The sequence below is a fragment of the Bradyrhizobium sp. genome, assembly GCF_035309285.1.
Taxonomy (GTDB): domain Bacteria; phylum Pseudomonadota; class Alphaproteobacteria; order Rhizobiales; family Xanthobacteraceae; genus Bradyrhizobium.
This window is the reverse complement of record NZ_DATGFH010000003.1, coordinates 78,357-91,353: the sequence shown is the minus strand read 5'-3', so window position 1 is coordinate 91,353 and position 12,997 is coordinate 78,357. Positions and strand designations below refer to the sequence as shown.

At 64.9% G+C, this 12,997-nt stretch carries 12 protein-coding genes; 4 read left to right on the top strand and 8 right to left on the bottom strand.

Annotated elements, in window-relative coordinates:
- Positions 1-5: 5 nt before the first annotated feature.
- From VKR55_RS00970 to VKR55_RS00950, 5 genes are all read right to left on the bottom strand, one after another.
- The gene (locus tag VKR55_RS00970) at positions 6-1,889 is read right to left on the bottom strand and encodes a flagellar protein (protein WP_324398923.1); all 1,884 of its coding nucleotides are present in this window, start codon (positions 1,887-1,889) and stop codon (positions 6-8) included.
- Between the two features lie 12 nt (positions 1,890-1,901).
- Entirely contained in the window at positions 1,902-3,758 is a 1,857-nt protein-coding gene (flgK, locus tag VKR55_RS00965) for a flagellar hook-associated protein FlgK (protein WP_324398922.1), read from the bottom strand.
- A 50-nt stretch (positions 3,759-3,808) separates the two neighbouring features.
- On the bottom strand, positions 3,809-5,644 hold the full coding sequence (locus tag VKR55_RS00960) for a flagellar hook-basal body complex protein (protein ID WP_324398921.1): 1,836 nt from the start codon (positions 5,642-5,644) through the stop codon (positions 3,809-3,811).
- A gap of 187 nt (positions 5,645-5,831) precedes the next feature.
- On the bottom strand, positions 5,832-6,332 hold the full coding sequence (msrB, locus tag VKR55_RS00955) for a peptide-methionine (R)-S-oxide reductase MsrB (protein WP_324398920.1): 501 nt from the start codon (positions 6,330-6,332) through the stop codon (positions 5,832-5,834).
- Between the two features lie 82 nt (positions 6,333-6,414).
- Positions 6,415-7,998, bottom strand: coding sequence for an NAD(P)/FAD-dependent oxidoreductase (locus VKR55_RS00950; protein ID WP_324398919.1), 1,584 nt, complete (start codon positions 7,996-7,998; stop codon positions 6,415-6,417).
- A 133-nt stretch (positions 7,999-8,131) separates the two neighbouring features.
- On the opposite strand from VKR55_RS00950, the gene VKR55_RS00945 reads away from it, so the two are divergent.
- The 3 genes from VKR55_RS00945 to VKR55_RS00935 all read left to right on the top strand — a co-directional run bounded on the left by VKR55_RS00945 (position 8,132) and on the right by VKR55_RS00935 (position 9,626).
- Positions 8,132-8,674: a SixA phosphatase family protein gene (locus VKR55_RS00945; protein ID WP_324398918.1), complete on the top strand. Its 543-nt coding sequence runs from the start codon at positions 8,132-8,134 to the stop codon at positions 8,672-8,674.
- A 52-nt stretch (positions 8,675-8,726) separates the two neighbouring features.
- A complete protein-coding gene (locus tag VKR55_RS00940; RefSeq protein WP_324398917.1) occupies positions 8,727-9,152 on the top strand; it encodes a universal stress protein in 426 nt (141 codons plus the stop codon).
- A gap of 168 nt (positions 9,153-9,320) precedes the next feature.
- A complete protein-coding gene (locus VKR55_RS00935; RefSeq protein WP_324398916.1) occupies positions 9,321-9,626 on the top strand; it encodes a hypothetical protein in 306 nt (101 codons plus the stop codon).
- A 108-nt stretch (positions 9,627-9,734) separates the two neighbouring features.
- On the opposite strand, the gene VKR55_RS00930 is transcribed toward VKR55_RS00935, so the two are convergent.
- Together VKR55_RS00930 and VKR55_RS00925 are read right to left on the bottom strand one after the other, a co-directional pair.
- On the bottom strand, positions 9,735-10,325 hold the full coding sequence (locus VKR55_RS00930) for a YdcF family protein (RefSeq protein ID WP_324398915.1): 591 nt from the start codon (positions 10,323-10,325) through the stop codon (positions 9,735-9,737).
- A 73-nt stretch (positions 10,326-10,398) separates the two neighbouring features.
- The gene (locus VKR55_RS00925; protein ID WP_324398914.1) at positions 10,399-10,992 is read right to left on the bottom strand and encodes a hypothetical protein; all 594 of its coding nucleotides are present in this window, start codon (positions 10,990-10,992) and stop codon (positions 10,399-10,401) included.
- A 66-nt stretch (positions 10,993-11,058) separates the two neighbouring features.
- Here VKR55_RS00925 and VKR55_RS00920 point away from each other — a divergent pair, with 66 nt between their 5' ends.
- Positions 11,059-11,493: a hypothetical protein gene (locus tag VKR55_RS00920; protein WP_324398913.1), complete on the top strand. Its 435-nt coding sequence runs from the start codon at positions 11,059-11,061 to the stop codon at positions 11,491-11,493.
- Here the strand turns inward: VKR55_RS00920 and VKR55_RS00915 are convergent.
- Positions 11,490-12,887: an MFS transporter gene (locus VKR55_RS00915; protein ID WP_324398912.1), complete on the bottom strand. Its 1,398-nt coding sequence runs from the start codon at positions 12,885-12,887 to the stop codon at positions 11,490-11,492. The two genes, VKR55_RS00920 and VKR55_RS00915, sit on opposite strands and share 4 nt — an antisense overlap.
- Between the last annotated feature and the right edge of the window lie 110 nt (positions 12,888-12,997).

The following is a 12,997-nucleotide window of genomic DNA, read 5'->3' as shown; positions in this document are numbered from 1 at the left end:
CCCCGTTAAGCCACCGGCAGGAACTTGGTGAGGCTGAGCTGGGACAGCATTGCGGTCGTCTGGTAGGACGCCTGCAGGCTGGTCTGCAGCGCCAGGAGCTGGCTTGCGACCTGGTTCTGGTCGATGCCTTCCGTCGAAGAGACCAGGTTCTGCAGCGCGGTCTGGGTCTGGGTCTGCCGCGCCTGCGCATCCTTCATCGTGGTTTGCGCGGTGGCAAAATCGGTCTGGATGTTGGAGATCGTCTGCTGGCCAAGCTGCGGCGTCAGGTTGGTGGCGATGCGCTGGCTGAGAGCCGCAGTGGCCGCCGGCGAGTTGGTGCCCGTCGGCGACACCGTCACCGCCGCATAGGTTGCGACCGCCTGGATTGCCTGGCGGATCGCCTGCTCATTGGCCTGCGCGCCGAATTGCACGGTCTGCGAGGAATCGATGCGCACCGTCGCGGTCGAGCGCGCCGAGCCGGGCCCCGAATTGCCGGTGTACCATTGCACCGTGTTGGCCGAGCCGTTGACGAGCTTGGTCGCCGACGTCAGCGGCGTGCCGGAGACCCTGAGCGGCGGCTGGGCCGCCGTCACCGGACTTGTAGTGAAGCCGAGTGCGGCAAGCGCGGCCGCATTCGAGCTCGTGATCGAGAGCGTCGAAGCGTTGGGCGTATTGATGGTGATCGAACCGCCATGCACACTCGACGGCGTCGAGGTGCCGGTGATGGCATCGATCTTCGACAACAACGTCTGAACGTTGTCGGTGACGTTGAGCTGGCTTCCGGTCGCGCCGGAGGCGACGAAAGTCAGGGTCTTGCCGTCGACCACGATGCTGTCGCCGCTGGCGAAGCCCGTGGTCAGCGAGTCCGTTCCCGCGGTGCCCGACAGTGCGGTGGTCGAAGAGATCGGAGTGGTGCCGCCCGTCACCTGGCTGAAGACCGGGTTGCCGATCGCCGAGCCGTCGGTGTTGAAGAAATTGTCGCCCGCCTCGACCGCCGAGGCCGCGACCAGCGAGGTATTGGCGAGCGTCGAGATCGAGGACGTCAGCGCGGCGTTGAAATTCGCCGCGGTCTGCGTCGTCGTCGTGCCGATGGTGAAGCTGCCGGTCGGCGCCGGAGAACTGTTCGTCGCGGTCAGCTTGAAGGAATCGGTCGTGCCATCCGGCTCGTTGAAGGTAAAGCTGATGGTATCACCCGGGTTGGGATTGCCGCCCGTGAAATCGACCTTGACGGCGGCCGGCGAGCCGGCAGGCCCGGTCACCACCGCATTGGTCAGCGACGAGGACACCGCATTGAGCTTCAAGCCAAACGGCGAGCCGGCGACGTCTTCGGCGACCTGCGTCGAGGTCGAGGTCGGCGCAGTGACGACAAGCCGGCCCAGGCCGCTGGCGCCGAGGTCGGCCTGCTGCCGTTCCGAAATCACCTGCTTCAGGCCGGCCTGCGTCGTTGTGCCGTTGAGGATGTCGTCGGCCGACGCCAGCGCCGGCGTGTTGATGGCGGTGCCGGCGAAGATGAAGCGGTTGCCGACCTGGGTGTTGAGAATGCCGACGATCGCGGACAGCTCTGAGATCGCGTTCTGCTGGCCGATGGTCTGTCCGGTCGAGGTCAGGTTCTGCGGCGAGGAGGACGCATTGCTCTGCACCTGGCCGGTGATCTGGGACAGCGATTGCAGGCTGTTGTTGGCCGCATCGATGACGGTGTTGACGTTGGTCATCGTGGTGCCGAACGCCGCGATGTCGGAAAGCTGCGCGCGCGCCGCGATCGCGAAGCCCTCGTTGACCCCCATTCCGGCGTAGTTGGTCGACTTCACCCCGCTCGAGAGCTCGACCGAGAGGTTCGAGAGCTGGTTGGAGATATTCTGCACGGAAAGGCCGAGCAGAGAAGAACCATAATTGATGCTGGCGATCGACATGGCTTACGCTTCCTACACTTGAGCCTGCAGCAAGGTCTGCATCATGCTTTGCACCACCGACATGATGTGGGCGTTCGCTGCGTAGGTATTTTGCACCTGGATCAGATTCGACATCTCGGTGTCGATATTGACGCTGGCGGTCGAGTTGAACTTCTGCTGCAGCGTGTTGACCACGACGCTCTGACCCTGCTGCAATTGCGTTGCGAGCGTCGAGGCGTTGCCCTGCTGGCTGATGAAGGATTGCAGGTAGTTCGAGATCGTGCCGACGAACGGTTGCGCAGCGGAGCCGAGCCCGGTCGACGGCGAGTAGGTGAATCGGCCGGACGTGAGCTGCGAGAACATGAAATCCGAGCGCGTGTTGTCGCCGCTCGGGGTCTGCGGCGACGTCGAATAGATGCTGAGCGCCGACGGATTGTTGATGACGGCCGGATTGATGCTGATGCGCCCGGCAAGCCCCACCATCTCGCTGCCGTTCTTGGTGTACTGGCCGCTGTAGAGCGAGTTGCCGTCGGTGAACAGCGCGAACTGCGGGATGCCGCTCGCCACCGTCTGGCTCGTGATCGTGCTCGAAGCGGCGTTGACGGTAGCGGCCGATGATCCCACGACGTTCAACGTGGAGCCGGAGCCGGAGAAGCTGAGCCCGTTCGCACCGAGCGCGGTATTGAGCTGCGCGACGATGGTGGCCATGGGCTGCGTGAGGTCCACCCCGACCAGGAGCGGATTGGCATTGGCGCCGTTCTGCAGCGGCAGCGCAGCAGGATCGGTGACGTTGACGATCGAGACCTGGTGCTGGGTGTTGGACGAATCCGTGTAGGTCAGGTTGATCGTGTTGCCCGGCAGCATGTTCGAGGTGCTGACGGAAAAGCCGGCCGGTGGCCCCGTGATCGCGGTGCCCGCGGTGGTCACGTCGGAGAGTGAGGACGAAAGTGTCGCCGCCATCTGGTCGACCTGGGTCTGCGCCTGCACCAGCGTCTGGTCGCGCAGCTTGATGTCGGCGGCGATCTGGCCCGAGGATATGACGTTGTTGGCGACCGCGTCGATGGAGGCGCCGTTCGGCAGCTTGATCGCAAGCGAGCCGACGCCGTTCTGGCTCGGATTGGTGTTGTAGAGCGAGGTCGCGGTCAGCGCGCCCTGCGAGGTGTAGGTGAAGGTCGACGCCAGGCCCTGGCCGACGAGCTGGATGCCGGAATTGGTGAACACACTGACCTGGTTCGACTGATCCGTGACGGTGCGGACGTCCATCAGCTTCGACAGGTCGTTGATGGCGTTATCGCGCTGGTCCGCCAAGGTCGCGGCCAACGGATCGGTCGGGTTCAGGCCCTGCAGGCGGGTGTTGATGTTGGCGATCTCAGTCATGTCGGTATTGGCCTGGGTGGCCGAATTGCCGATGTCCTGATCGACATTGGAGCGCAGGGTCTGGATGCCCTGCGTTGTCGCGTTGAGTTGGCTCGCGAGCGTCTTTGCCGCCGACAGCGCCACGCTCTGCGCCGAAGAATCGCCCGGGCTGTTCGACAATGATTGCAGCGCTGTGGTGAAATTGTTGAGCGCGTTTTCCAGCGTGCCGTCGCCGCCGGGTGTGCCGTAGACGCTCTGGAGCTGGCTCAGGATGTTGGAGATCTGGTTGGCGTAGGCGCCGCCCGAGGTCTCGGTGCGAAGCTGGGTCTGCACGAACGTGTCGAGCGCGCGGTTGACGCCGGTGACCTGGACCGACGAGCCGGTGGTGCCGCTCGCAACCTCGATCTGGGTCGGGGTCTGATCGACATAGCCGGGCGTCTGCGCGTTGGCGACGTTGGACGAGATGATCGACAGCGCCGCCTGATTGGCGCGCAGTCCCGACATCGCCGTGGCAAGGGCTGAACTCAAACCCATCTTGATGGCCCGCCTTGAGCTACGTTACACAAACCCGTCAGCCGCGCCGCTCAGCGCAGCACGTTCAGGAGGTCCTGAACCATGTTGTTGGCCGTCGTGATCACCTTGGTGTTGGCGGAATAAGCCTGCTGCGTCACGATCAGCTTGGTGAACTCGTCGGCGATGTCGGTGTTCGATCCTTCCAGCGAGGAGCCGGAGATCGTTCCGGAAGCGCCGATGATCGCCGGACCCGACTGGTCGGTGACCTGGTAGGCGCCGCCGTCGAGCGCCTTCAGGTAGTTGGTGCCGTTGAAGTGCGACAGCGTCACCGCGGCGAGGTCGATGTTCTGGCCGTTGGAGAAGGTGCCGACCACGAGGCCGGAGTTGTTGATTGCGACCGACTGCAACTGGCCTGCCGCAAAACCGTTCTGCGTGATGGCGTTGATGGTCGCAGCCCCGCTCGAGCTGGCGAATTGTGTCAGCGCGCCGGTGGTGATGTTGACGGTCAAATTCCCGAGCGATTGTCCGTCCACCATCACGTTGGGAATGGCGAGCGCCGTGCCGCTCGGCGAGGCCAGCGCACCGTTGGCGTTGAAGACGAAATTGGTGCCGGTGTTGACCCAGGCGGTCTGGGTTCCGGTCGCGGTGGTGGAGGTCTGGTAGAACAGGTTCCAGGTGTCGGTATGCCCGGCCCCGAGTGAGGCGCTGTCGGTCTTGGCCCAGCGCAATTGCAGGTTCACCGGTGTACCGGCCGCGTTGTAGGCCGTGACCGCACCGCCGGAGATCGATTCATTGGTGAAGGTCTGGACGTCGTTGGCGATGACGACACCCTGGCCGACATTGGTGCCGGTCCCCATGGACTTGGTGATGGTCCCGGAGGCGAAGCCGAGCGCCTTGATCACGTTTGTGGCGTTGGCCGTACCGCCGGTAATATTCAGATTCTGGTTGGTGCCGGTGTGCACGGTGACTTCACCGGCGGGAGCGGTCGTCGAGACGCTGGCGGCAGCACCGGTGATCGCCGAAATCTTGGCGAGCAGCGCCCCCACATTGTCGGTGACGTTGAGCTCGCTTCCAGTCGCGCCGGAAGCGACGAACGTGATGGTCGTACCGTCAACCACCAGGCTGTCGCCGGACGCAAATCCCGTGGTCAGCGAGTCCGATCCGGCGGTGCCCGACAGCGCCGTGGTGGGAGAGATCGCGGTCGTGCCGCCCGTCACCTGGCTGAAGGCCTGGGCGCCGGTGATGCTGGCATCGACCGGCGGCGCTGGCGAACCCACCGGCAAGGGATTGACAGCGAAATCGGAGGGATTGATGTCGCCGGAGGCGGTCAGCGAGTTGGCGGATGAGGTGGAACTCGCGGGCGTCTTCGGCTGCGTCGGCAGGTTCGCGGCATAGGTGATGGCGGTCGTCGCCTGCGCCGGGATGAAGTTGTTCTGGAATTGGAGCACCTGCGGCACGTTGCCGGTCGGGTTTCCGGTCTTGGGGTCGACACTGACGCCCATCAGGTAATAGCCGGCGCCGTTGACCAGATTGCCGTTGGCGTTGACCTGGAAATCGCCGCGGCGGGTGTAGTCAGTGACGCCGGAAAACACCGGCACGTTGTCGGTGACCGAGGTCGGCTTCTGCACGGAGAAGAAGCCGTCGCCGTTGATCGCCATGTTGGTGGCGACCGTCGTCGCCGACACCGTGCCCTGGGTGGTGATGGTGGACTGCGAGAAGGCCGTCACGCCGCCGGCGACCTGGCGGTTCGGTGTGGTTGCGTCCGGAATGAGATCTTCGAAAGAGGTGTCGATGCCCTTGTAGCCCGTCGTCGAGGAGTTCGCGATGTTGCCGGAAATGTTCTGCAGCGCGAAGGACTGCGCCGACAGACCACCCACCGCAGTATTCAGCGCGTCGAAGATACCCATAACATTGTCTCCACATGGATCCGGCGGCAAAGGCCGCAACTCGCGGGAGACTGTCGCAAGGGCTGTGCCAATATATAAATTGTTGTAATATCATATACTTAAACGAAAGGCCCCGGCCATCTGACCGGGGCACATTTGCCGGGCGGGCAACAATTGCCGGGCGAAGCCGGGCAGGTTCGCCCGCGGCTCAGCTCGACTTTGAATCCGCTGGATGGAACACCAGCGCGTAGCCATCCATGCAATAGCGCAGGCCCGTCGGCTTCGGGCCATCGTCGAAGACGTGGCCAAGATGACCGCCGCAGCGCCGGCAATGCACCTCGGTCCGCGTCATGCCGAAAGTGCGGTCCTCGGTGGTGCCGACCGCGTTGTCCAGCGGCTGGTAGAAGCTCGGCCAACCCGTGCCGCTCTCGAACTTGGTGTCGGACGAAAACAGCGGCAGGTCGCAGCCGGCGCAGGCGAAGATGCCTTTGCGGTGCTCCTTCAGAAGCGGGCTCGAGCCCGGCCGCTCCGTGCCCTGATTGCGCAGGATTTCATATTGCTCCGGCGTGAGCTGCGCGCGCCACTCGGCATCAGTCTTCTCGATCTCGAACTTCTGACCGGCGCGAGCCTGCGAGAAGCCGAGCCAGCGGAAGGCCGCCAGTCCCAACAGGCTGGCAGCAGAGGCAAGCAGAATACGGCGGTCGATCATGATGGTCTCCGTGTGACTGTCCGCCCCGAGATACGGGTGCCGCTAGCCGACGTTACACCGCTTTGCGCCGATTATTCTCAACTTAATGCGAGCCTGAGGCCGGCGAGCCGCCATCACCCTCGCTGTGATCGGCCGGAACGCGTGGCTCCTGGTAGGTTTGCGACGGCTCTTGATGGGCTTGCGGCGGTGCAGCCTGTGCGGCTGGCCACTGCTCGGCCTGCGGCGCATCTGGTGCCGGCGGCGCCTTTTGCGGCGCGGGACGTGAGGGCCGCGGCCGGCGCTGCAGCGCCGGGCGCGTTGCAGCCTGACGATTGGCTTGCGCCAGCCTCTCTTCGCGGATGCGCTCCTGGATTCGCGCCCGCTCACGATGACGCGCGAGCGCGCCGGCGCTCGCGGAGCTGCCCCGATGCCACAGGCCGACAAAGTAGCCGGCGACGCGGCCGATCGGGCCGCCCGCCCATACCAGCTCGAACGGCGAGAACAGCCGCCAGCGTTCATCGCCCCACAGGATGCTGCGCGCGATGAGCTGGCCCGCCATGGCCGAGGTGTTCATGCCCTGGCGGCCGAAGCCGCTTGCGACCCACAGGCCTTTGCGGAGCTGGCCGATTTGCGGCATGCCATGCACGGTCGTGCCGACCGCCCCGCCGAAGGTCTCGGCGATCTCGAGCGGGCCGAGCGTGGGAAAGATCGTGCGCATGCGGCGCGCGATCGCGCCGGCGAATCGCCGCGGATTTCCCGACCACGTGGTTTCGGGGCTGGCCCACATCAGCCGGTCGCCATGGACGATACGGAAATGATCGATGCCGTCGGTGTCGGTCACCGATCCCGTGAACGCGATGATCTCCTTCAGCCTGTCGCCGAGCGGCGCGGTGACGCCGGCATAGCGCCAGATCGGCAAGAGCGTCTCCGACAAGCGGCGGAGCGGCGCGCCGAGATGGATATTGCCGGCGAGCACGATGTGGGACGCGCGCAACCGCGCCGACGGGGTAACGATGCGCTTGCGGATGCCGGAAGAATCGATGCTGACGACCGGCGTGTCCTCGAAGATGCGGGCGCCGGCGCGGCGCGCCAGCGAGGCCAGACCGTGAACATATTTGCGGCCGTCGATCTGGAACGCCTTGGGGTAATAGATGCCGTGGAAATAGCGATCGGTCTTGAGCTCGCTGCGCACGCGCTCGACCTGCCAGCCCTCAACCTCGGTCTCGAAATCCCCCGACAGCATCTGCAGCCGGCTGATGAGCTGCTCGCCGACGTCGATGTTGGAGACTTCGAGCGCGCCTTCGCTCAAGGCAATACCGGGCATCGCCTCTTCGGTGGCGGTGGCGCGCACGAACTCCGCGCCCTCCTTTGACAGCGACCAGAGCTCGCGCGTGTCCTCGAAGCCAATGCGTTCGATCAATTCGCCGATCGGAAGGCCGAAACCGGGCATGACTGTGCCGAGCTGATGGCCGGAGGCGTTCCAGCCGACCTGCCGTCCTTCAAGCACGGCCACGCTGGCGCCGAGCCGCGCGGATTCCAGCGCCACCGTCAATCCGGCGAGGCCCGCGCCGACGATGCAGATATCCACGTCGAGATCGAAGGAAAGCCGCGCATGATCGCTCGTCGCCGCGGCGTCGGCGCGGCCGGTCTTGGCACTGCCGCTTCTGGCCCTGGATGTCTCGCTCATGCCGTTTTCTTGAAAATCCCTCTTCCGCGCCCTTCTTCACAACCCTTTTCTTAGGAATACTTGGCGTGCTTGTCACCTTGTCCTAAGCGCGGGCTTGTAGACTAAATTGGGAAAGATACGAATCGAGACTGTCATGCGCCGCTTGATGCTGTTGCGTCACGCCAAGACCGAGACGGATGCACCATCCGGCCGCGACCAGGACCGCCGCCTCGACGAGCGGGGCCATCGGGATGCCGCCGCGATTGGCGCCTGGCTTGGAAGAAACCCGCCCTTTCCCGATCTCGTTCAGATTTCCCCCGCCGTTCGGGCCAAGCAGACCTGGGAACTCGCCTGGGACATGATGAAGGATCGCGTCCCGCCGCCCCGCATCGAGCTTGTGCCGGAACTCTACGGCGCCGATCCCGCGCAGTTGCTGCATGCCATCCGCCTCGCATCCGTGACCGACCCGAGGCACTTGATGGTGGTCGGCCATAACCCGGGCATGCATGAGTTCGCGCTGATGCTGGCCGGTAGCGGCGACAAGGCCGGCCGCCGTGCGCTTTCCGACAACCTGCCGACCTCGGGGCTTGCCGTATTCGAATTCGCGACCAACGATTGGAACGACGTGTCGTTCCACCGCGGCAAGCTGGTGCTGTTTGTCAGCCCGAAACTCTTGAAGCAGGCGTCGGGCCACTAACCGGACGGAGTATTGGTTTGTGCTAGTCTAAAATACCGACAGGGAGGCGCAGGTGTTCAAATCCATTCTCGTGCCGATCGATCTGGCCGATACTGATCTCGCGAAGCCGGCGATTGCGACCGCCGCGACGCTGTCGCAAACCTGGAACAGCGCGGTGCGGCTGTTGAACGTGCTGCCGATGACGCCGGTGATGCTGGCCGAATATGTCCCTGCCGATTTCGACGAGCAGCAGCGCCAGAGCTCGGAGGAAGCGCTCGCCATCGTCGCCCGCGAATCCGGCATCGACCAGCGGCGCATCTCGAGCGTGGTGCGTCAGGGCGGCATCTATCACGAGATCCTGGAAGAGGCCGCCGGCGTCAAAGCCGACCTGATCGTGATGACCTCGCATCGTCCGGCGATGCGCACCTACTTCCTCGGCTCCAACGCCGGCCATGTCGTGCGCTACGCCAAATGCTCGGTGCTGGTGGTGAGGCATTAAGCCTTGTTGTCCTGCAGCGTGAGCAAGTCGCTCTCGCCTTAGCCGGATGGTCGTAGCGACACAGGGAAAATGTCAGAAATTTTCTCAGCGCTGGCACCTGCCCCGAGGAACCCTCGGGGCTCGCACTCGTTGCATCTCCCAAATCGAGCGCAAAGGGAGGATTCCCCAATGATCAAGATCGTTGTCGGCGTGCCGGTGGTCGCCGCCGTGCTGATGACTGCACCACTCATAACCCCGACGAAGGCGCAAGGCGTCAAACTGGCCCAAGGCGTCGATGTTCAGGTCGGCCGGGACCGCAACTACCGCTCCGACTACGATAGGGACCATCGTCGGCGGTATGACTCCGGTACCACCGTTGGAATCGGCCCGGGTGGTGTCCGCATCGGCCCGCGTGAGCACTGTCGCACGGTGACCACCACAACTGAACGGGACGACGGTCGCATGATCACGCACAGGGAGCGCCGCTGCGACTGAAAAGGCCGCGGCCTCGGTGATCGCCCTTAGGTCGAGAACCTGAACGGTCGGCCCCTCGGGGTCGCGGAAAAGGGTCTTTGCGCCATCGCGACGCGTCGGGAGCACGCGTCACACAGGCCACTCCGCGATAAAGCCCTTGCGCTGGTACGGCTCGATCTTGTCCCATTCTCTCAGCACGCGGCGGCGGAATTCCGCGTCCGTGTGCCAGAGCTCGCGCGGCGTCGCAAAGTTGTCGACGGTGATCAGCATCTTCTCGACCTCGGGCCAATGCCGCTGCAGCGTCATGGCGTAGCGGCGTCCGGTCCAGGTGTTGCCGAGGCAGATGACGCTCTTGATAGTCTTCAATCCGAGCGCCGCATCGATGATGGGCAGCGAGAACATCACGTTCTCGCCGGTATTGATGGCGCGATGCTCTTCGAGGATGCGATCGGCTGGAATGCCCCCCTCGACCATCAACGGCTTGATGATCGCGCATTCCGAAAGCTGCGATCCCTCCGTCACCCCGCCACTCACGATGGCATGGCGAAACAATCCCTCGCGCCACAGCCGGCAGGCGGTCGCCGCGCGCAAAACCTCGTCGTGGCGCGTGCCGAACAGGAAAAAGAGATCGGCGGGCTTGAGCGGCGTATTGATCAGATGCGTGGCATTGATCGCGGCAATCTCGGCCGCGTCCGGTATCCGGTCGCTTCGATCGTCCACGGATGTCCCTCTCGCCCGGCAGGACGATGCCTCGCGTCGGGGCAAGCGCGAACTCAAAAATCATTGCGCTTGGTTACGGCAGCAGCGTTTCCGGGATGCGGTCGAACGCATACGAGAGCGGGCGGTTGCGCCGGACGAAGCCGCCGACCTGCCATGCGAACAAGGCGGCAAAGCCAACGAAGAACAGCGCGCCGGCAAATTCGCCGATCGCGAGCGCGCGAATGAAGAGGGCAAGCAGCATGACGCCGACCAGCGCCACCAGTGCCAGCGCGGCGAGATAGGTATTGCGTCCAAGCCCGCCGGTGAGCTCGGCTCGGCTTCCTGCTTGCGCCATGCGCGCATGCAGTTCGGTGACGAAGGCGCGGTAGCCATTGTCCTGCGGGGCCATCAGCGCCGCGGTCTGCCAGGAGGTCGAGAGGACAGGCAGGCGTCCGCCGGCCTTGTTCCGGATGTCGGCGCGAAAGCGATGCGCCTGCATCGACACCGGCCGGTATGACAGGCGGATTGCCGAGATATCGGCGTAAGGCCATATGCCGGAACGGCCCGCGAGGTGCCATGACAGGCCCTGCTCGGCCAGCTCGAACCGGTGCGCCGCGCCGATCAGCGACGCCTTGTAGGCATAGCTTGTGACGGGCGTCTTTGCTGGTGTCGTCGCCTGTTCCTGCATTCGATTCCCGCCACTTCGCACTTCGTCGGCTTGCGGTGCGACATCGCTTTATCCTACAAGTGGCTCATGGCCGAGACGACCTTTTTTCCGCGCCGCCTGATCCTGGGCGGCGCCGCGATCTCCGGAGTGCTGCTGGCGCTGGCCGTGCACATGCTCGGCGCGCGCTATGGCCTCGACCTCGGCGGCCTCTGGCGCTCGGATTCCAGGAGCTTCATGCCGGCGGGCGCGGCGATCGCCTGGTGGCTGATCGCGACCGTCGGCTTCTCCGGCGGCTATTTCACCGCAAGCCTGATGCACAGCGCCGTCTCCGGCCAGATCCCGCGGCGGATGCGGCAGTTCCTGATCGTGGTCGGCGTGCTCCTGCTCGCGGGCGCGGGACAAGCCGCCGCCGCGCCAAGCACGGTGTCGACCATTTCCAGCGTGCTGGCCGGAATGGCTGCATTGTGCCTCGGCGCCGTCATGGCGTTCTGCGGCGCGAATTTCGCGCTGCGCAAGGCTTAGTTCTCGCTCCGCCGCACGAGAATGGCGGCTGCGCCCACGAGCAACACGGCGGCTGAGATCACGAGGGCGGCATGCGCGCCCGCGACGAACGCGTCGCCGCGACCGAGCAGCGATCCGAACAAGGCGACGCCGAGCACGCTGCCGGTTTGCCGCGTCGCGTTCAACACGCCCGCGGCGATGCCGGATCGCGATTTCTCGACGCTGCCGAGCAGCGTCGCCGTGAGCGGCGGCACCAATAATCCAAGCCCACCGCCGATCGCGACGAGCTGCGCGCCGATCGCCAGGTAGCCCGTGCCGGGCGCGATCGAAAGCAGCGTCAGGCAGCCTGCGGCCGCGATTGCGGCGCCCAGTGCGATCGCCTGCGGCGCGCCGATCCGCTCGGCTATCCGCGCCGCCACGAGGTTCGCCGGCAGCACCATGCCCATCATCGGCACGAAGGCCAGGCCTGTGGCGAACGGCGACCAGCCGTTGACGTCCTGGAAATAGAGGCTGAGCACGAAGATCAGCCCATAGAACGCGATGTTGACGAGGAGGCCCACCAGTGCGCTCAACGCGAACATGCGGTGGCCGAACAGCGAGAGCGGCAACATCGGCTGCGGAGCGCGCGCCTCGCGATGGACGAACAGACATCCGATGACGGCCGCCAGCACGAAGCCCGCGATCACCCGTGGATCGTCAAAGCCGAGCGCGCCGCCTTCAATGATCGCGCCTGCGAGCGCACCGAGCGCCGCGATCGCCGCAACCTGACCCGGCAGATCGATCTCGCGCCGGGCAAGCCGCGGCGTCTCCTCGGCATAGCGCCAGGCGAGCCAGAGGCCGGCGAGCCCGATCGGCAGGTTGACCAGGAAGATGGCGCGCCAGCCAACCAGCGTGATCAGCGCGCCGCCGATGAAGGGACCTGCCGTCAACGCGAGGCTCGCGCCCGCGGCCCAGACGCCGACCGCCCGTCCGCGCGCCTTCGGATCGGTGTAGGTATGGTTGAGCAGCGCCAGCGAATTCGGCACCAGGATCGCGGCCGCAAGGCCCTGCACGCAGCGCGCGGCGATCAGGATCACGGCGGTGGGCGCCAGCGCACAGGCGAGCGAGGCCAATGTGAACAGCGCGAAGCCTGCCATGAAGATCCGCCTTGCGCCGAGGCGGTCGCCGAGCGCGCCCGCGGTGAGAATGAACGCCGCGAAAGCGATGGTGTAGGCGCTCACTACCCACTGCAGTTCGGCGACACCGCCGCCGAGCGAGGCGCCGATCGAATTCAGCGCCGTGTTGACGATGGTGACGTCGAGCTGGACTACGCCATAGCCGAGGCTCATGGCGGCAAGCGTCAGCACTGTCGCCAGATGCGAACGGGTGTGTTCCGGTTGCGCTGTGAACGAATGAAGCTTGAACGTCGTCTGCATGGTCACTTTCCCACGTTGCCAGGAAACATGACCGACGAGATAAGCCTGATTTTGCGATAATCCTTCCATACCGCTCGAACAATCATCGGAACGCTTCGCTCTTGATCGAA

Bases quoted from the DNA above. Each gene is read 5' to 3' on its own strand.
- VKR55_RS00970 (WP_324398923.1), bottom strand. From the start codon at position 1,889: ATGTCGATCGCCAGCATCAATTATGGTTCTTCTCTGCTCGGCCTTTCC.
- flgK (WP_324398922.1), bottom strand. From the start codon at position 3,758: ATGGGTTTGAGTTCAGCCCTTGCCACGGCGATGTCGGGACTGCGCGCC.
- VKR55_RS00960 (WP_324398921.1), bottom strand. From the start codon at position 5,644: ATGGGTATCTTCGACGCGCTGAATACTGCGGTGGGTGGTCTGTCGGCG.
- msrB (WP_324398920.1), bottom strand. From the start codon at position 6,332: ATGATCGACCGCCGTATTCTGCTTGCCTCTGCTGCCAGCCTGTTGGGA.
- VKR55_RS00950 (WP_324398919.1), bottom strand. From the start codon at position 7,998: ATGAGCGAGACATCCAGGGCCAGAAGCGGCAGTGCCAAGACCGGCCGC.
- VKR55_RS00945 (WP_324398918.1), top strand. From the start codon at position 8,132: ATGCGCCGCTTGATGCTGTTGCGTCACGCCAAGACCGAGACGGATGCA.
- VKR55_RS00935 (WP_324398916.1), top strand. From the start codon at position 9,321: ATGATCAAGATCGTTGTCGGCGTGCCGGTGGTCGCCGCCGTGCTGATG.
- VKR55_RS00925 (WP_324398914.1), bottom strand. From the start codon at position 10,992: ATGCAGGAACAGGCGACGACACCAGCAAAGACGCCCGTCACAAGCTAT.
- VKR55_RS00920 (WP_324398913.1), top strand. From the start codon at position 11,059: ATGGCCGAGACGACCTTTTTTCCGCGCCGCCTGATCCTGGGCGGCGCC.
- VKR55_RS00915 (WP_324398912.1), bottom strand. From the start codon at position 12,887: ATGCAGACGACGTTCAAGCTTCATTCGTTCACAGCGCAACCGGAACAC.